The organism is Litorilituus sediminis, from assembly GCF_004295665.1.
GTDB lineage: Bacteria > Pseudomonadota > Gammaproteobacteria > Enterobacterales > Alteromonadaceae > Colwellia > Colwellia sediminis.
Map to the genome: position 1 here is coordinate 391663 of NZ_CP034759.1, position 16722 is coordinate 408384.

Annotated in this window: 15 protein-coding genes; all 15 read left to right on the plus strand. The window is 37.6% G+C overall.

Going from position 1 to position 16722, the window contains the following annotated elements:
* Positions 1-27: 27 nt before the first annotated feature.
* The 15 genes from EMK97_RS01775 (at position 28) to EMK97_RS01845 (ending at position 16676) form a co-directional block, all read left to right on the plus strand.
* Entirely contained in the window at positions 28-210 is a 183-nt protein-coding gene (locus tag EMK97_RS01775; RefSeq protein WP_130598882.1) for a DnrP protein, read from the plus strand.
* Positions 211-488: 278 nt separating this feature from the next.
* The gene (locus tag EMK97_RS01780; protein WP_170176707.1) at positions 489-764 is read left to right on the plus strand and encodes an STAS domain-containing protein; all 276 of its coding nucleotides are present in this window, start codon (positions 489-491) and stop codon (positions 762-764) included.
* A 62-nt stretch (positions 765-826) separates the two neighbouring features.
* The gene (locus EMK97_RS01785; protein ID WP_130598886.1) at positions 827-1189 is read left to right on the plus strand and encodes a response regulator; all 363 of its coding nucleotides are present in this window, start codon (positions 827-829) and stop codon (positions 1187-1189) included.
* 6 nt (positions 1190-1195) lie between these two features.
* Entirely contained in the window at positions 1196-3283 is a 2088-nt protein-coding gene (locus EMK97_RS01790; protein ID WP_130598888.1) for a chemotaxis protein CheA, read from the plus strand.
* Positions 3280-3807, plus strand: a complete 528-nt coding sequence (locus tag EMK97_RS01795) for a chemotaxis protein CheW (protein WP_130598890.1) — start codon at positions 3280-3282, stop codon at positions 3805-3807. Before EMK97_RS01790 ends, EMK97_RS01795 begins: the two co-directional genes overlap by 4 nt.
* Before the next feature lie 23 nt (positions 3808-3830).
* The gene (locus EMK97_RS01800; RefSeq protein ID WP_130598892.1) at positions 3831-4349 is read left to right on the plus strand and encodes a chemotaxis protein CheW; all 519 of its coding nucleotides are present in this window, start codon (positions 3831-3833) and stop codon (positions 4347-4349) included.
* Between the two features lie 78 nt (positions 4350-4427).
* On the plus strand, positions 4428-7226 hold the full coding sequence (locus EMK97_RS01805) for a methyl-accepting chemotaxis protein (RefSeq protein WP_130598894.1): 2799 nt from the start codon (positions 4428-4430) through the stop codon (positions 7224-7226).
* A 12-nt stretch (positions 7227-7238) separates the two neighbouring features.
* Entirely contained in the window at positions 7239-8123 is an 885-nt protein-coding gene (locus EMK97_RS01810; protein ID WP_130598896.1) for a CheR family methyltransferase, read from the plus strand.
* A gap of 26 nt (positions 8124-8149) precedes the next feature.
* Positions 8150-8809, plus strand: coding sequence for a chemoreceptor glutamine deamidase CheD (gene cheD / locus EMK97_RS01815; RefSeq protein ID WP_246028853.1), 660 nt, complete (start codon positions 8150-8152; stop codon positions 8807-8809).
* Positions 8810-8873: 64 nt separating this feature from the next.
* Positions 8874-9974, plus strand: coding sequence for a protein-glutamate methylesterase/protein-glutamine glutaminase (locus EMK97_RS01820; protein WP_130598900.1), 1101 nt, complete (start codon positions 8874-8876; stop codon positions 9972-9974).
* Positions 9961-11148, plus strand: coding sequence for a methyl-accepting chemotaxis protein (locus EMK97_RS01825; protein WP_130598902.1), 1188 nt, complete (start codon positions 9961-9963; stop codon positions 11146-11148). Before EMK97_RS01820 ends, EMK97_RS01825 begins: the two co-directional genes overlap by 14 nt.
* Before the next feature lie 53 nt (positions 11149-11201).
* On the plus strand, positions 11202-11507 hold the full coding sequence (locus EMK97_RS01830; protein WP_130598904.1) for an STAS domain-containing protein: 306 nt from the start codon (positions 11202-11204) through the stop codon (positions 11505-11507).
* Positions 11508-11538: 31 nt separating this feature from the next.
* Complete coding sequence (locus EMK97_RS01835; RefSeq protein ID WP_130598906.1) at positions 11539-13260, plus strand: ATP-binding SpoIIE family protein phosphatase; 1722 nt, start codon at positions 11539-11541, stop codon at positions 13258-13260.
* A gap of 78 nt (positions 13261-13338) precedes the next feature.
* On the plus strand, positions 13339-14505 hold the full coding sequence (locus EMK97_RS01840) for a response regulator transcription factor (RefSeq protein WP_130598908.1): 1167 nt from the start codon (positions 13339-13341) through the stop codon (positions 14503-14505).
* The gene (locus tag EMK97_RS01845; RefSeq protein WP_130598910.1) at positions 14502-16676 is read left to right on the plus strand and encodes an ATP-binding protein; all 2175 of its coding nucleotides are present in this window, start codon (positions 14502-14504) and stop codon (positions 16674-16676) included. The genes EMK97_RS01840 and EMK97_RS01845 overlap by 4 nt, the downstream gene beginning before the upstream one ends.
* Positions 16677-16722: the final 46 nt, after the last annotated feature.

Here is a 16722-nt window from a genome sequence, read left to right on the forward strand (position 1 = left end):
TACTTTACTGAATCTTAAGGAATTAACATGAAGCATTGCCTTTATTGTCAGACTGAAAATGATGAGCAAGCAGAAAACTGTAAGCATTGTGGTATGAACTTACCCACGAAACATCCACAAGATAGAAAGACTAAGTTAAGTTTCTTCGTTAAAGCATTTTGGCTTATTGTGATTTTCAGTTTAATTATGGTGATTTACCTACCTAGATAGTGCATTTATTGCACTATCTTTTTACTAAATAACTCGCCTAAGTCGTTAAAATTGTAAGTTAAAATATATTTTACTTGCAGATTTTCAAAACTCTGCTAGCAGAATTCTTCTGTTAGCTATTCTATTCGTCATTATATTTGCATGTATTATTTTTCTTTAATTTCAGTTATTTATATTGATTTGTTGATTTTTGTTGCTGCTTTCTTGCTTTAGCAAAAATCTGGCATATAGTTAAAAACAAAGCAAAAAATAACAAAAAGACTGAAATGGAAGACACCATGATTAAGTTGCCCAGTGAGCTAACAATCGCTCAAGTTGATGCCTATCAAAAAGAAATCATTCCTTTAATTGAAGAAAGTAAGTCTATTACCATTGATGACAGTGAATTAGTCAGGGTTGACACTATAGGTGTGCAATTCATCTTAGCCGTAGTTACCTATATCTTAGCTCAGGGTAAGAGCATTACTTGGCAATCTAAATCAAAAATCTTAAAAGAAAGTATTAAGCAACTTGGGATCAGTGATGCAATTTTATTGCAATACGTCATGGACTGATTTCTATAGTAAAGCCCTAAGTAATAGCAGTACCTTAAATAATCATTAATGAGGAAATATGCATGACAAAAGTGTTAGTTGTAGATGACTCAAACTCTATCCGAGATATGGTCAGCTTTACCTTGAAAAGTGCAGGTTATCAAACCGTAGAAGCTAAAGACGGTCAAGAAGGGTTAAATCAAGCAAAATCAGGAGCTTTTGATTTAGTCATTTCAGATGTCAATATGCCGAATATGGACGGTATTACCCTTTGCACAGAGCTTCGTAAGTTACCAAGTTTTAAATTTACACCGGTTTTAATGCTGACAACTGAGAGCTCAACGGATATGAAAATGCGAGGTAAAGCAGCAGGGGCAACAGGGTGGTTAGTGAAACCTTTTAACCCAGAAAAACTTTTGGCAACAATTAAGCGTGTGGTTAGGTAACTCATTATGTCAGTCGATCTTTCACAATTTATTCCCAGCTTTCTAGAAGAGAGCTTTGAAGGTTTAGAGATCATGGAGTCAGGTTTACTCAATCTAAAACCAGGGGATAACGAAGTCATTCATTCCATTTTTCGCGCAGCGCATTCAATTAAAGGTGGCGCTGGTACCTTTGGCTTTGAAAATGTTACTGACTTTACCCATTTGGTAGAAACCTTACTTGATGAAATGCGTGATGGCAGACGCGAAATCACCAAAGAAGATACGGAAATACTCTTAGAATCTGTAGATTGCATGCGTTTATTAATTGAAGCTGCACGTGATGGTGAAGATTATGATAGTGAAAAGATTGAAAGTACTTCTAAACGTTTGACGATCACGCTAGGTGAAGGCTGTGCTCGCGATGAATCTTCAGAGCCAGAGCAAGCACAACAAGCAAGTCATAATGCACAATATCACATTAACTTTGTCCCAGAACATTGCCTTGCCAAAACGGGTAACGATCCATTATTTCTGTTTAATGCCTTGACCGAACTTGGTAATTTATCACTGGCTGCCAATACCAGTGAATTACCTGCATTAACAGATATTGACCCACAAGAATTGTATTTAAGTTGGCAACTTACATTAGCAACAGATGCTAGCGAAGACGATATTAAAGAAATATTTGAATGGGTTGAAGATGAGTGTTTACTTGAGATCACTCAGCAAGCTGCGCCAAACACAAACACACCCGCAGAAGCTAACCGTACTGATGATCTCCCTGTCGAGACAACAACACAGCCGGAGCAACAAGCCGCTGTTGACAAAGATGATGCAAGTACCAATGTAGCCGAGAAAGATAAAGGTAAAGCAAAATCAAAAGCTAAGTCAGATGTAGGCTCAATAAGAGTCGGGGTAGATAAAGTTGATAGCTTAATTAATTTGGTTGGTGAATTAGTTATCACCCAATCTATGTTATCTGAGCTTGGCAGTGATTTTCACATGTCGAAAATTGAAAAGCTTACCAGTGGTCTAGAGCAGTTATTACAAAACACGAAAGAGTTACAAGAAAGTGTCATGCGCATTCGCATGTTACCTATTAGCTTTGCTTTTAATCGCTTTCCACGTTTAGTTCACGATTTGTCCATAAAAACAGGAAAAGAAGTTGAGCTGGTAATTAAAGGTGAGCAAACAGAGCTTGATAAAACGGTTATGGAGCAAATAGGCGACCCCTTGGTACATTTGGTTCGTAATGCGGTCGATCACGGTATTGAGCCAGCAGAAGTGAGAATAGCAGCAGGGAAAAAGCAGCAAGGTACTATTTCTCTCGATGCTTATCATCAAGGCGGTAATATTGTTATTGAAATATCGGATGATGGTGGCGGTATTGATAGAAATGCTGTTTTTAACAAGGCGTTTGAAAAAGGCCTAATAGAAAGCAATGCCTCGTTATCTGATAGCCAAGTATATGACCTATTATTCGAGCCAGGATTTTCTACTGCCAGTGAAGTTACCGACATCTCAGGTAGAGGCGTTGGTATGGATGTTGTTAAACGTAACATTCAAGCACTCGGAGGACGTATTCAAGTCGAGTCTACAAAAGGCCAAGGCAGTACTTTTAAAGTCAATTTGCCCTTAACGCTAGCCATATTAGATGGACAGTTAGTCAAGGTCGGCAGTGAAACTTACATTATCCCATTAATATCAATTGTTGAGTCACTACAAATAGATAAAGAATTATTAAACCGAGTTTCTGGTGATATGGTTTTGTATAGGCTAAGAGACGATAACGTACCAATTCTTCCTATTTATCAATTGTTTAATTTAGAAGCTGATTTCACTGAACTTGACAACGCGTTACTGGTTGTGGTTGAAGCAGATGGTCAGAAGGTTGGGCTAATGGTGGATGATTTATTAGCTCAGCAGCAGGTTGTTATTAAAAGCCTTAAAGATAATTATCAACAAGTTGCTGGCGTCTCTGGTGCGACGATATTAGGTGATGGCTCAGTGGCTATGATCCTTGATATACCCGGAATGATTCAAATGGCGCTGAATAATGCCCAACATGCTCAAACTCTACAAACTAAAGCTTCATATGGAGAACTTATGTCATGAATTTACAAGCAATGGCACACGAAATTCCCGTTGAAGGTGAACAAACACTTGAAGGTATAGATTTTATCACCAGTGGCGATCAGTACCTTACTTTTATGCTTTCTAATGAACAATATGCCGTAGATATTTTATGTGTTGAAGAGATCCGCAGCTGGGAAAAGCCAACTATCATTCCTAATTCTCCGAGCCATATAAAAGGTGTGATCAATATGCGCGGCGTAATAGTGCCTATTGTAGATCTTCGCTTAAAGTTCAATTTAGGTGCGGCGGCATACAGTGAAACAACCGTTGTTATTGTGTTGACATATCAAGGCGAGCAATCTACGCGCACTATAGGTTTTGTTGTTGATGCGGTTTCAGACGTATTGAATGTTGAGGAGTGTGAAATTAAACCTGCGCCGGCGTTTGGTAGCTGTGTACCTCAACAATATATCGATGGACTTATTAACGCCGAAGCTAAAGTCGTCACCTTATTAGATGTCGGTAATTTACAGAAAATAGAAAAAAATCAGATACATAGCTAATAGTAAGTTTGATAGGCATACCTATGATTGACAGTGAACAGGAATATTTAACCTTTATGTTGCAAGGCGAAGAGTATGGAATTGATATTCTTTGTGTGCAAGAGATACGAGTATGGAGCTCAGTAACAGAGTTGCCAAATAAACCTAGCTATTTAAAAGGCGTGATTAACTTGAGAGGCGTGATCATCCCAATCATAGACCTTAGGCTAAGGTTTGGTCATCAACCACTAGATTATGATGATCAAACTGTCACCGTGATTTTGCGTCAACAAAAAGAAAATAGAACCATGGTTGTTGGCCTCGTTGTAGACGCAGTATCTGAAGTTTATAAATTTGAACCACAATCAATTCGACCAGCACCAGCATTTGGTAGCCAAATAGATAGTTGCTTTTTAAAAGGCTTAGCAACCGCAGAAGATAAATTAATCATTCTACTTGATAGTGACACACTTTTAAGTGAAGACGATTTGTACAGTATTGAGCAGCAGAAAAATACAGAACACGAGAGCAATGATGCAGAAGATAACATGATAGCAAGTTAATTTAAGTAGAGTAGTTGTACTTAAGTTACGGGTTGCATCTTTATGCACATGGTGAACTTTAAAACAGGATAGTACTTTATGACACCAAAACAAATAAGTTTAGTCCAGCAAAGCTGGAAAAAGGTCTTGCCGATTGCACCAAAGGCAGCAGAAATCTTTTATCAAACACTATTTGAAATGGACCCTTCTTTAGCAAGCTTATTTCCCGAAGATTTAAGCGAGCAACACAAGAAGTTAATGGCCATGCTTGATACTGCTGTTAAGTTACTTGATGATCCTGAAAAACTCATTCCTGCATTAGAAAAGCTTGGTGTAAAACATCTAGATTATGGTACTCAGACTGAGCACTATGAAACTGTTGGCGCGGCTTTGATCAAAACATTAGCGATAGGGCTAGATAAAGAATTTACAGCCTCTGTTAAAAGAGCATGGACAGCGGTATATAAAACACTCTCATCTACCATGATAAATGCCGCTAATGCAGCAAAAAATTTGGATGAAACCAACTCTAAACCTAATAAAACTAAAGGCTCGGCAATGGATATGAAGACTCAACATAGCAATGACTTAGCAGTTCGTTTACAAGGTGCATTAGATCAATCAACTACTGCCTTTATGATGATTAATCGAGACTTTGAAATAACCTACTTTAACAAAGCAACCTTAGCGTTATTAAAAAAGCACGAACAAACGTTTGCCAAGAAATGGCCTGGCTTTACAGCCAATGAAGATGATTTAATGGCCACTAATATTGATATTTTTCATCATAATCCTGCTCATCAGCGTAAGTTATTATCGGATCCCAATAACCTCCCTTATAAAACTGATATTTATATTGAGCATTTAACTATTGAGCTCAATGTCACTGCTATTTCAGATAGCAAGGGTGAATATATTGGTAATTCATTGGAATGGGCTGATGTTACAGAGGTGAGAGCGAAACAAAATCAAGCGGCGCAACTCTTAGGAGCAATAGAGCAATCTGCAACCGCTAATATGATGATAGATCGTGATTTTAATATTACCTATGCCAATGTAGCATCATTGAAATTATTAAAAGAGCATGAAGCAACATTTGCAAGTATCTGGCCTGGTTTTTCCGCTGATGCTGATAGTTTAATAGGCTTGAATATAGACATGTTTCACAAGAGCCCTGAACATCAACGGAAACTATTAGCAGATCCAAATAACTTGCCTTATAAAACTGATATTAAAATTGCTCATTTAATTTTTGAGTTAAATGTTAGCGCAATTCGTGACTCAAGCGGGGAGTATATAGGGAATTCGTTAGAGTGGCAGGATGTAACAGAGCAAAGAGCTAAGTCAGTTGAAGTGGGCCGCCTAACGTCTGCAGTTGAGGGTATGACCACCAATTTGATGATGGCAGATCTTAAAGGCAATATTGTTTATGCAAACCCTGCTGTGACGGAGATGTTACGTAAGAGGGAGGCACAGCTTAGAACTGTATTACCTTCATTTAGTGTTGATACTATGGTGGGTAGTAACTTTGATAGCTTCCACCGCAATCCGGCACATCAACAAAACCTGCTTGGTAACGCGGATAATATGCCTTATACCACGGAAATCAGTGTTGTTGGATTAACCTTTGAATTAACAGCAATTGCGTTAAGAGACGAAGATGGTAACCATGTAGGTAATGCCGTTCAATGGTTAGATTTAACGGAAGAGAAGGATGCACAAGGTCAAATTGAGAATATGATCACCGATGCTATTTCCGGTAAGCTTGATAGTAGAATTGCTACTGAAAGCTATGAAGGCTTTATGAAAATTTTAGGTGATAATATCAACAATTTAATGGATGCTATTGTTGAACCTATCACTGATGCTATCAATATAGCGCAAGCACTAGCAGATGGTGATTTAACTCAGTCTATGAGTAATGATTATGGTGGTGAGTTCCTTGCTTTAGCAAATGCGATGAATGGCTCAATTGAAAATTTGACCAATATGGTAACAGAGATCCGAAATGCATCGACCAATGTGTTTGACTCAGCCAGAGAAATTGCACAAGGAAATAATGAGCTTAGTCATAGAACAGAGTCACAAGCATCAAGCCTTGAAGAAACCGCTTCAGCAATGGAAGAGTTAACCAGTACTGTTCAGCAAAATGCAGAAAACACAACAGAGGCGAGTAAGTTATCTAATTCGGTTATGGAAAAAGCCAGTAATGGTGGCTCCGTGGTGCGAAATGCCATTACTGCGATGAGCGACATTAACAAATCAAGCAAGAAGATTGCCGATATCATCAGTGTTATTGATGAAATAGCCTTTCAAACTAATTTATTAGCACTTAATGCTGCCGTTGAGGCCGCGAGAGCTGGTGAGCAAGGGCGTGGATTTGCGGTTGTAGCCGCTGAAGTAAGAAATTTAGCGCAACGCTCAGCAGGCGCTGCCAAAGAAATTAAAGGTTTGATTAATGATAGCGTTGAAGCTGTAGGTCAAGGAACAAAATTAGTTGATGAAACAGGGCAAACATTTAGTGAGTTAGTCACATCAATAGAGGAAGTGAGTAAGATGATTTCTGATATTGATAGCGCAGGTAAAGAGCAATCTGCTGGCATAGGTGAAGTGAGTGCAGCAGTAAGCCAAATGGATGAGATGACGCAGCAAAATGCCGCGCTTGTCGAAGAGGCCGCAGCATCAAGTAAGTCGATGGAAGAACAATCTCAGGCATTATTAGAACAGGTTTCTTTCTTTAATGATGGCTCAAGTGAAGTCAATGCTACGCAGGTAATTCGTTCTCCTCGAGAGGCAAAGTCTAATTTTAGCCCGTCAACAACAATACCTACGCCGGCGAATAATCGTAAAGTTAAGCGACCCGTTACCCCAATAGATCAAGAGTGGGAAGAGTTTTAGGGATTGGTGAATATGGTAAATTATACCAATCATGATAAAAGTGCAGCACAGCGCGCTGAAGTTGTTAGACTCAGTGATGATGATTTTAATTTTATCTGCACATTTGTTTATCAATCGACAGGGATTGTCTTAAATGCCAATAAAAGAGAAATGGTCTATCGACGATTAACCCGTATTATTCGCGATAGAAAACTTAAGTCATTTAGTGATTACTGTGCTTTGCTAAAAGAAAATAGCGAGCAGGAGAAAAACTATTTTATCAATGCAATAACAACAAATTTAACCAGTTTTTTTCGGGAAGAGCATCACTTTGATTATTTAACTGAGCATGAACTACCTCAGTTGAAAAAGTTAAAGCGTGTTGATAGTACAGGTAAAAATCGCCTTCGAATTTGGTCATGCGCAAGCTCAACGGGAGAAGAGCCTTATAGTATTGCTATGACAATCTTTGAAGCATTGAAGCAAGAACTAAATCAATGGGATGCAAAAATATTAGCAACAGACATTGATAGTAATGTTTTGGCTAAGGGAAAAGCTGGCGTGTATGATTTTAAACGAATTGAGCACTTGCCTCTGGCATTAAAAAAGATGTATTTCTATCAAAGTAATGATGGAAATCAGCACTATGTCAAGGTACATGAAAAGCTGCAAAACCTTATTACCTTTAAGTTGTTAAACCTCCTGCATAGCTGGCCGATGAAAGGACCATTTGATGTTATTTTTTGTCGTAATGTCATTATTTATTTTGATAAAAAAACCCAGCAAGAGCTTTTTTCACGTTTCTATGAATTGTTAACGCCAGGCGGGTTATTGTTTTTGGGACACAGTGAGAGTTTAGGCCATTACCAACAGTACTTTGAGTGTGTTGGCAGAACAATCTTTCGAAAACCTAAATAATCATGCACTTGTTGAAAGAGGTTCATGTGGATAGAACAAATCACCCACTAGTAGAGCAATGCTTAGCAACTTGTTTACCTGAGTTTAGTGAAATAAATCATTATTGGGATAAGCAAAGAGATATGGTCGTTGCCAAAATTTTACCAGGTGAGTTCTATATGACCACAGATAATGTCGCTATAGCAACGACCTTAGGCTCTTGTATTTCAGCGTGCATCTGGGATTGTCGTACACATATTGGCGGTATGAATCATTTTATGCTGCCGATCACCAATAAGGAGTTACACGAAATTAACTGGGGGCAACGTGAAAAGACATCTGATGCTACCCGTTATGGGAATTTTGCTATGGAGCACCTGATTAATACTATTTTAAAAGCGGGTGGTCGTAGAGCAAATTTAAGGGCAAAGCTATTTGGTGGTGCAAAAGTGTTAAATCAAATGTCAGATGTTGGTAAACGTAATATTGACTTTGCTTTAGCGTATTTAGCACAAGAAAACATTCAAATTGAAAGCAGTGATATAGGTGATATTTTTCCAAGGAAAGTTATTTTTGAACCCAGTAGTGGTCGGGCTTTTGTTAAGCGATTAGACAACTTACATAATGATACCATTACTAAACGAGAAATTGATTACCGCAGTAAAATTGAGCATCAACCTAAAGAAGGTGAGGTTGAATTATTTTAATAGGGAGCAGGTGCCACAGTTATAAATAATATTGCTCGCATGTATTTAAAATAGGGTTAACATCATGGATAAAATTAAAGTACTGGTGGTTGATGATTCTTCAGTTATTCGAAGTATTGTAAAAGAATCACTTAGTGCAGCTAAACACATTGAGGTTGTTGGCGAGGCAGAAGACCCTTTTGTCGCTAGGGAGTTGATTAAGAAACTTAACCCCGATGTGTTAACGCTAGATGTTGAAATGCCAAAAATGGACGGCATCACCTTTTTACATAATTTGATGCGATTAAGGCCTATGCCAGTTGTTATGTTGTCAACGTTAACAACAAAAGGAGCCGATATAACGCTACAGGCGCTTGAGATAGGCGCGGTTGACTTTATAGCTAAGCCAAGCGTTCAAGATTTATTAGCAACACAAAAAAGTTTTCAAGAAACGATTATTGAGAAAGTAACTCAAGCAGGTAACGTTGATCAAAAGAATTTTAAATTAGCTGATACCATTAGCAAAACTCCGACACGCCAAGGCACTAATGCCCCTAAAAAATATCAAGGGTGTGCTCGAAATAACCACCTAATAGCCATTGGTGCATCCACAGGTGGTACAGAAGCCATAAAAGAAATATTAACTAAGCTACCAGAAAATAGCCCTCCGGTTGTTATTGCCCAGCATATTCCTAAGACCTTTAGTTTGCGTTTTGCTGAGCGTGTCAATGCCCTTTGTCATATCCAAGTGCAAGAAGCAGGTCATGGTCAAAAAATTAAGGTAGGTAATGCTTATATCGCACCTGGTGATAAGCACTTAGTTGTAGTGCAAAAAAATGGCGCTTTGTTTTGTACGTTAGAAGATGGGCCTGAGGTAAATCGGCATAAACCCGCGGTTGATGTTTTGTTTGAATCATTAACAGAATTTGCCAATAACGTTCAGGCGATATTGCTAACGGGTATGGGGCAAGATGGTGCACAGGGAATGCTGCAATTAAGGCAAGCAGGCGCACGAACTGTTATTCAAGATAAGGCGACAAGTTTAATTTGGGGAATGCCAGGAAAAGCCTTTGCGCTTGACGCTCATACGGTTCAATTACCGCTAGCAGAAATAACCGCTAATGTTTTGGCGTTTAGTCAATTAACGCGAGAGCAAATGAAAGAGGCGTTATATGCACATCAATAAGAAGTTATATATTTTTTTACAATTAGTCATTTTGTTACTCGTTATTAATCAACTATTCTTTCAAGTAAATTGGCTGTTTTATCTTTGTGTAATTGCTTGTTTTAGCTCTGTTTTATTACTTTGGTTTAAACAAGAAAGTCCCATTAAACAATATGCTCAGCTTGACAGCAGTCAAATGCCAGAGGTGGATAATCAGTTAATTCATGAAGTGATTAATGAATTACAAATCTTTTTACATCAAGAGATTAGTATTATTGAAAATGAAATCACTCGAACAGCATCTTTAGTGGAAGAAGCCATTCAAGGGATATCTGATAGCTTTAAAAGCTTAGAAAGCTTGACTGAACAACAACAAGACATGATTAAAGAATTGATTAATCAAAATCATGATATGGGTGATGAAGAAGGAACGAGTTTAGAAAGTTTTGTGGAAAACTCAAATAAGACTTTAGATGACTTTGTTAATGTGATTGTAAATACCAGTAAACAAAGTTTAGAAACCATGAGTTATACCGATGATATGGTGTCACAGTTTGATGGTATTTTTAGCATTCTTGCACAAGTAGAAGGGCTGGCAACACAAACGAATTTATTAGCACTAAATGCTGCGATAGAGGCAGCACGCGCTGGCGATGCGGGCAGAGGGTTTGCGGTTGTTGCCAATGAAGTTCGTTCTTTGTCGGTGGACTCTACTGAACTGAATCAAGAAATACGTAATGAGATAAATCAAGCCAAGGAAATAATCGCTAAGCTGAGAGTTTCTGTTGAAACTATGGCATCAGCTGATATGACGTCTACACTGGAAGCAAAAGATAGAATGTCGGTGATGATGAAACATGTGGAAGAGGTAAATAAATACACTAATACAAGCATTGATGATTTGGGCATTATTATTCCGAAAGTTAATGAGGCGGTATCTTTAGGTATAAGATCATTGCAATTTGAAGATTTAACGCGGCAATCACTGCAATCTTTGCAATTTAATCTCGAGAGTATTCACAGTGTTAGTGATGTGTTGGCTCAATTTGGTCCTAATAAAGATATTAATGTTCATCAGCAATTATTGGACTTGAAAGAAAAGTGTCAAAACGTTTACCAAAAAACCAAGCATGAAGAAGCAAACCGTAGCGTGAAGCAATTTGATTTAAATGAAGGTGACGTGGAGTTGTTTTAATTAAATTAGTTTACTTAATTTATAGCTAATACTTGATAGGGAGAGTTACAAATATGACAGTTTCTACTAATGTAATCGATGAAGGTAGGCAGTTAGTGATTTCGATAAAAGAGCGATTTGACTTTTCTCTGCACCAAGAGTTTCGAGATGCATACAGCCATTATGATAAACCTGACACTACCTATATTTTGGACTTAAGCCAAACGGATTATATGGATAGCTCTGCTTTGGGCATGATTTTGTTGCTTAAAGATCATGTTGAGATGAATGCCGGTCAGCTGATTATTAGTAAACCGAGTGAAACCGTAAACAAGATCCTTGAAATAGCACAATTCCATCGATTAATAACAATTGAATAGTTACTCATCGGTTAGTTTCCAAGGATAGTAAATGGCTAAAAATCAAATGTTTGCGCTAGTGGTAGATGACTCTCAGACTCAATGTAAGGTATTAACCGTATTGCTTGAGGAGGAGGGCTATCAAGTTATTGTTGCCAATGATGGTGCAACTGGTGTTGAACGTTATATTAAACATCAACCCGACTTGGTATTGATGGATATCAATATGCCCGTCATGAATGGCTTTGATGCAGCAAGGAAAATTAAACAGCTATCAGGTGAAGGTAATTTAGCGCCATTAATCTTTATTACCAGTATGGATAGCGACGAAGCTTTTATAAATAGTGTTGATGCCGGGGGAGATGGTATTTTAGTCAGGCCTTTTTCACCACCAGTTTTCAAAGCTAAAATTAAATCAATTCAACGTATAAGCAATCTTTACCAGCAAGTAAAAAACTTACAGCAAGAGCAACAAAGTGATGCTGAGTTAGCTGAAAAAATGATGTCTGAAGTCATAGAAGCGAGAAACTTTGCTTTAGATAAAGTAAGCGTTATTAAAAAGGCCGCAACCATATTTAGTGGTGATATTCAATTGACAGCCTTATGCCCTAATGGTGATGTTAATGTTTTATTAGGTGATTTTACGGGCCATGGTTTGCGTTCATCAATTGGGGCAATACCTGTTGCAGAAACCTTTAGAGCTATGACCAAAAAAGGTTTTTCCATATTGGAAATTGTCGCTCAGTTAAATAAGCAGTTGCATAATTTATTACCCAGTGACTTATTTTTTGCTGCTTGTTTTGCTTGTATCTCCGAGCATGAAAAATCGGCTTATATTTTTAATGCCGGTATGCCTGATGGTTATATCATCTCAACCACAGGACAAATAAAGTACCGACTTCCCTCAAACCACCCACCTTTAGGTATTTTAAAGACCTTGTTACCAGATGCACAGTTGAGTATTTATGACACTAGTGATGATGATCGTTTAGTGTTTATTTCTGACGGTATAATTGAAGCAAGAAATGAACAAGGGCAACTGTTCGGTGTAGAACGCTTTGAAAAGGCTGCGACTGCAGGTGCTGCACAAAACGCTATTGTTAACAATGTAAACAATTCTCTGCAAGACTTTTGTCATAATATGCCACAAGAAGATGATATTTCATTAGTGGATATCCCCTGTACTGGCTGGCAATCATCAGCCCAAACAAGCAAAGTTGTTATCCCACAAAGTATCAATAATGATGATATGTATGATGATGCCAACCCAAGTTGGTCATGGAGTATGGAGTTAACGGGAGCATCATTAAAAACAGTAAACCCAATACCACTTGTGATGAACCAGGTTAATGAGATTGAAGGTGCAGGGGAGCATTGGCATAACTTATATACTATTTTAACTGAGCTGTTTGTTAATGCCCTTGATCATGGTGTGTTAGGACTAAGCTCTTCACTAAAAGATTCTGCACAAGGTTTTAGCCAATACTTTAATGAAAGAACTAAACGTTTAGAGAGCTTAACAACTGGCTTTGTCAGTATTGCATTAAGATATTACCCTTTCGACCGGGGTGGCAAGATGGTGGTAGTTATTCGTGACAGTGGTACTGGCTTTGAAATATTGGATGTCATCCGAGATAACAGTGTTGCTGTTGAAAGTGGCGCAAGTTTAAGTGGTCGGGGAATAGAACTGGTTAATCAGCTTTGTGACACCTTAGAGTATCAAAACGCTGGCGCAACTGTTACTGCCAGTTACGTATGGCATTTGCCTAGTTAGGAAAGTATACGCTATTAGTTAATGTAATGAGTGACATGAGTTGATTTGTAAGTAGTGAAAATTAAGAAGGATTTGAATATGGTAAAGCACAATATATTGATTATTGATGACGATATTGATTACTTGAAGTTACTTGCAGAAAGTTTAGAAGATATTTTTGAAGTGAAATGCGCGAGCAATCTAGCGGTTGCTGAAGATTTATTAAAGGAGAACTTGGCCTTTGATATTGCCTTAGTTGATGAAAATATTGGTCTTGAAAAGGGCTCTAGCTGGATTAAAAAGCATCATGGTACAAAGAATGCGCCTACCTCCTTTGTATTATATTCTGGGCTGGCGAGTGAAGAAGCTATATTGCGCGGTTTAGAGTGCGGTGCAGATGATTTTCTCGCTAAACCTATCTCACTTATTGCCTTACATTCAAAATTAGAAAAATTAATTGAATATCAAGATAAAATTCACGATTTTGAAGATGAAATCAAATCTAAAGAGAACGTCATTAATATTTCAATGGCGCAGGCTTCTAAATACGGTAGCTGCATGCAGCTTACTTCAAAATTAAATCGCTGTTTTTCCACAGAAGAAATTCGGGATGAGGTTTTTTCTTATCTTTACAGTATGGGCTTACATGGTTGTATCGCTTTTTATCCTATTAATGAAAAACCGACATTTTTTAATGCTCAAAAGGGCGTGTGTTCACCCGTAGAAATTGAAGTGATGGAGCTATTAAAAGTAAAGCCTAGACTTTATCGATTTGGCTCTAGAACGATATTCAATCATAACTTGGTTTCTGTATTAATTTTAAATTTAGAAGATGGCACCATAGATACTGATATTTATATTGATGCACTTGCCTCAGTAATCGAGTGTATTGGCGCGAGAATGGCGTTTATAACCTATAAAAACTCACTTATTGATGTGCAGGAACAAATTAAACAGGCTGTTTCAACGACCAAAAAAATGGTTGAGATTTCAAAGCATCATCAGCAAGAGGTGATGAATGAAATAGTACAAAAAATGGGAACTAGCTTTCATATTCTCGATATGACGCAAGAGCAAGAAGATTACTTGACAGATATGGTGCATGGCGCGTTAAAAAAACATTCGCAAGATGACATAAACTTTATGGAAGTGTCTCAGCTGCTTGATCAAGCATTGCACAGCGTTGATAAGCTACAAATGCTTAATACCGAGCAAGCTTGTGATTCAATTCATCAAGAATTTGATGAGGAGGATGAGTTATTTTGAAAGCACAATCATTACATCTAGCACATAAAGTTCTTGAAGGCGTTGATGAAGCGTATTGGGAATGGGATCTAGTTAAAGACACCATATACTATTCAGCTCAACTGATGAAGTTGCTTGGCTATGAAAACGAAGCATATATAGGCTCAAGAGACGTTTGGGACAAACATATAAGCCAGGAAGCACTACAAGATATATTGTTTCAGGTTGAAAGGCACTTAAAGGGAGATATTGATAAAGTTGACGTTTCTTACCCTTTAAAAAACAATTTAGGCAAAGATTTATGGATACATGCTTTAGGTAAAGTTGTTGAGCGGGTTGATGGTCGAGCAAGTTTAATGTTTGGTACGGTAAAAGATATTACCGAAACTAAACAGATGATAGGTCAGCTGAAAAAGCAAAATGATTGGTTAATGCTTGCTGAGCGGATCAGTAATTCAGGCCATTGGCGCTTTGATTTAAAAGATGAAACGATTATTTGGTCGCCAGAAGTGTTTCGTTTACATGGTGTTTTGGCAAAAACATTTCGGCCTAGTCTTGAAAATATCCATGACTTTATTATTGCCAAAGACAGAGCAAAATTTAAAGCCTTGATGAGTACAGCGACAGAACATTTCGAACCATTTTATTTGAAAACGGCGCTGATTCTTGCCGACGGTAAAAAAGTAAAAGTTGAAATTATTGCTGAAGTTGAACGTAATATAAGCGGTGAAGTACAAGCTATTTTTGGCGTGTATAAAGACATTACCCGTAGCGAAGACATGTTCGAGAAATTGAAGTTACTTGCTATGGTGAATTATACCATTCGAGTACCTATTTTCTTCATTGATGATAATGACAATGTTGTTTATCAAGACATTTCGCCACATTATGATGGCGCCAGTTCAGTATTGTTCAATTATATTAACTTTAGTATTACTGAATACATGGACTTTAAAAAGCAAGCGAAAGAGCGAGGGCAAATTAAACAAACCAATATAAGCTTTGATAAATACAATAGTGTTTTTGACTTATCTGTCACTTATGAAGCACAGGAAGGTATTTATATTTGGATTGTTGAAAACGTGACCGAAAAATTTAGAAAGGAGCAACAGCAAATTATCTCAAACAGGCTGGCGCTGTTAGGTAATACCTTTGGCAATGTTTCTCATGATATCAATAATGTGTTAGGTGTCGCGCTTGGGGCAATAGAAATGTTAGAGCTTAAAGTAGCTAAAGGGGAGCAAGATATTTCTACTTACATTGAGCGTGTTAAAAATGCCATTGATAAGGGAAAAGATGTAACAGAGCGGTTACTCGCCTTTACACGTAAACCAACAGTGAAAGTAGTGAGTTTTGATCCCATTCAAGATATTAAAGATAACCAATATTTGTTTAAGCAATTGCTTTTAAGCACTATTAACTTAACGTTTGATTTTCCAGACATTAACTGCACTATTAATTTCCCTCAAGGAGAGTTTATTAATATCTTGCTTAACTTAGTGCTTAATGCTCAAGATGCTATTCAAGAGAAAGGTCTTAGTGGTCAAATTGAAATATCTGCTAATTTAGCAACAGATAATCGATTAGAAGTGCACGTTAAGGACAGTGGTATAGGTATTGAGGAAAAAAATCTAACTAAAGTCTTTGACCCTTTTTATAGTTCTAAATCGGTTAATAAAGGTAATGGCATTGGTTTAGCGAATGTTTACAACACTATGTATAAGCACAATGGCTTAGTGCAAGTGGAGGGCTATAGTGATCTTGGTGGTGCACACTTTACCTTAGTGTTTAAGTGTAAAGAGCTAGCGGGTAAATATCATTGTCCAGATACTCCAAAAGGTACCTTAACTTATCAAAATACCAACATTTTAGTGTTAGATGATGAGGTGAGTATTGCAGAGTTTGTTGCTTTATTTCTTGAAAGTAAAGGCGCTAACGTTGTTGTTGCCAATAACAAACAAGAGCTAATGAGCATTTTATCGAGCAATAGCCACTTTGATATATTTATTACGGATATGATTTTGCCAGACTTAACAGGAAAAGAAGCGGTTAATATGGTTAAAGATAAGTTTAATCAAATTAAAGTGTATTCGATCAGTGGTTATATCGCAATTGAAGACAGAAGTTGGGATTACCCAGTATTAAGGAAGCCTTTTAATTCAAAAGAGTTAGCAGAGTTTCTAGCACTGTAATTGCTTCTGCTATTGATTGAGAGTGCAATAAAATCCGCTTATATGG

Bases quoted from the DNA above. Each gene is read 5' to 3' on its own strand.
- EMK97_RS01820 (WP_130598900.1), top strand. From the start codon at position 8,874: ATGGATAAAATTAAAGTACTGGTGGTTGATGATTCTTCAGTTATTCGA.
- EMK97_RS01830 (WP_130598904.1), top strand. From the start codon at position 11,202: ATGACAGTTTCTACTAATGTAATCGATGAAGGTAGGCAGTTAGTGATT.
- EMK97_RS01840 (WP_130598908.1), top strand. From the start codon at position 13,339: ATGGTAAAGCACAATATATTGATTATTGATGACGATATTGATTACTTG.
- EMK97_RS01775 (WP_130598882.1), top strand. From the start codon at position 28: ATGAAGCATTGCCTTTATTGTCAGACTGAAAATGATGAGCAAGCAGAA.
- EMK97_RS01795 (WP_130598890.1), top strand. From the start codon at position 3,280: ATGAATTTACAAGCAATGGCACACGAAATTCCCGTTGAAGGTGAACAA.
- EMK97_RS01825 (WP_130598902.1), top strand. From the start codon at position 9,961: ATGCACATCAATAAGAAGTTATATATTTTTTTACAATTAGTCATTTTG.
- EMK97_RS01835 (WP_130598906.1), top strand. From the start codon at position 11,539: ATGGCTAAAAATCAAATGTTTGCGCTAGTGGTAGATGACTCTCAGACT.
- EMK97_RS01800 (WP_130598892.1), top strand. From the start codon at position 3,831: ATGATTGACAGTGAACAGGAATATTTAACCTTTATGTTGCAAGGCGAA.
- EMK97_RS01810 (WP_130598896.1), top strand. From the start codon at position 7,239: ATGGTAAATTATACCAATCATGATAAAAGTGCAGCACAGCGCGCTGAA.
- EMK97_RS01790 (WP_130598888.1), top strand. From the start codon at position 1,196: ATGTCAGTCGATCTTTCACAATTTATTCCCAGCTTTCTAGAAGAGAGC.
- EMK97_RS01780 (WP_170176707.1), top strand. From the start codon at position 489: ATGATTAAGTTGCCCAGTGAGCTAACAATCGCTCAAGTTGATGCCTAT.
- EMK97_RS01805 (WP_130598894.1), top strand. From the start codon at position 4,428: ATGACACCAAAACAAATAAGTTTAGTCCAGCAAAGCTGGAAAAAGGTC.
- EMK97_RS01785 (WP_130598886.1), top strand. From the start codon at position 827: ATGACAAAAGTGTTAGTTGTAGATGACTCAAACTCTATCCGAGATATG.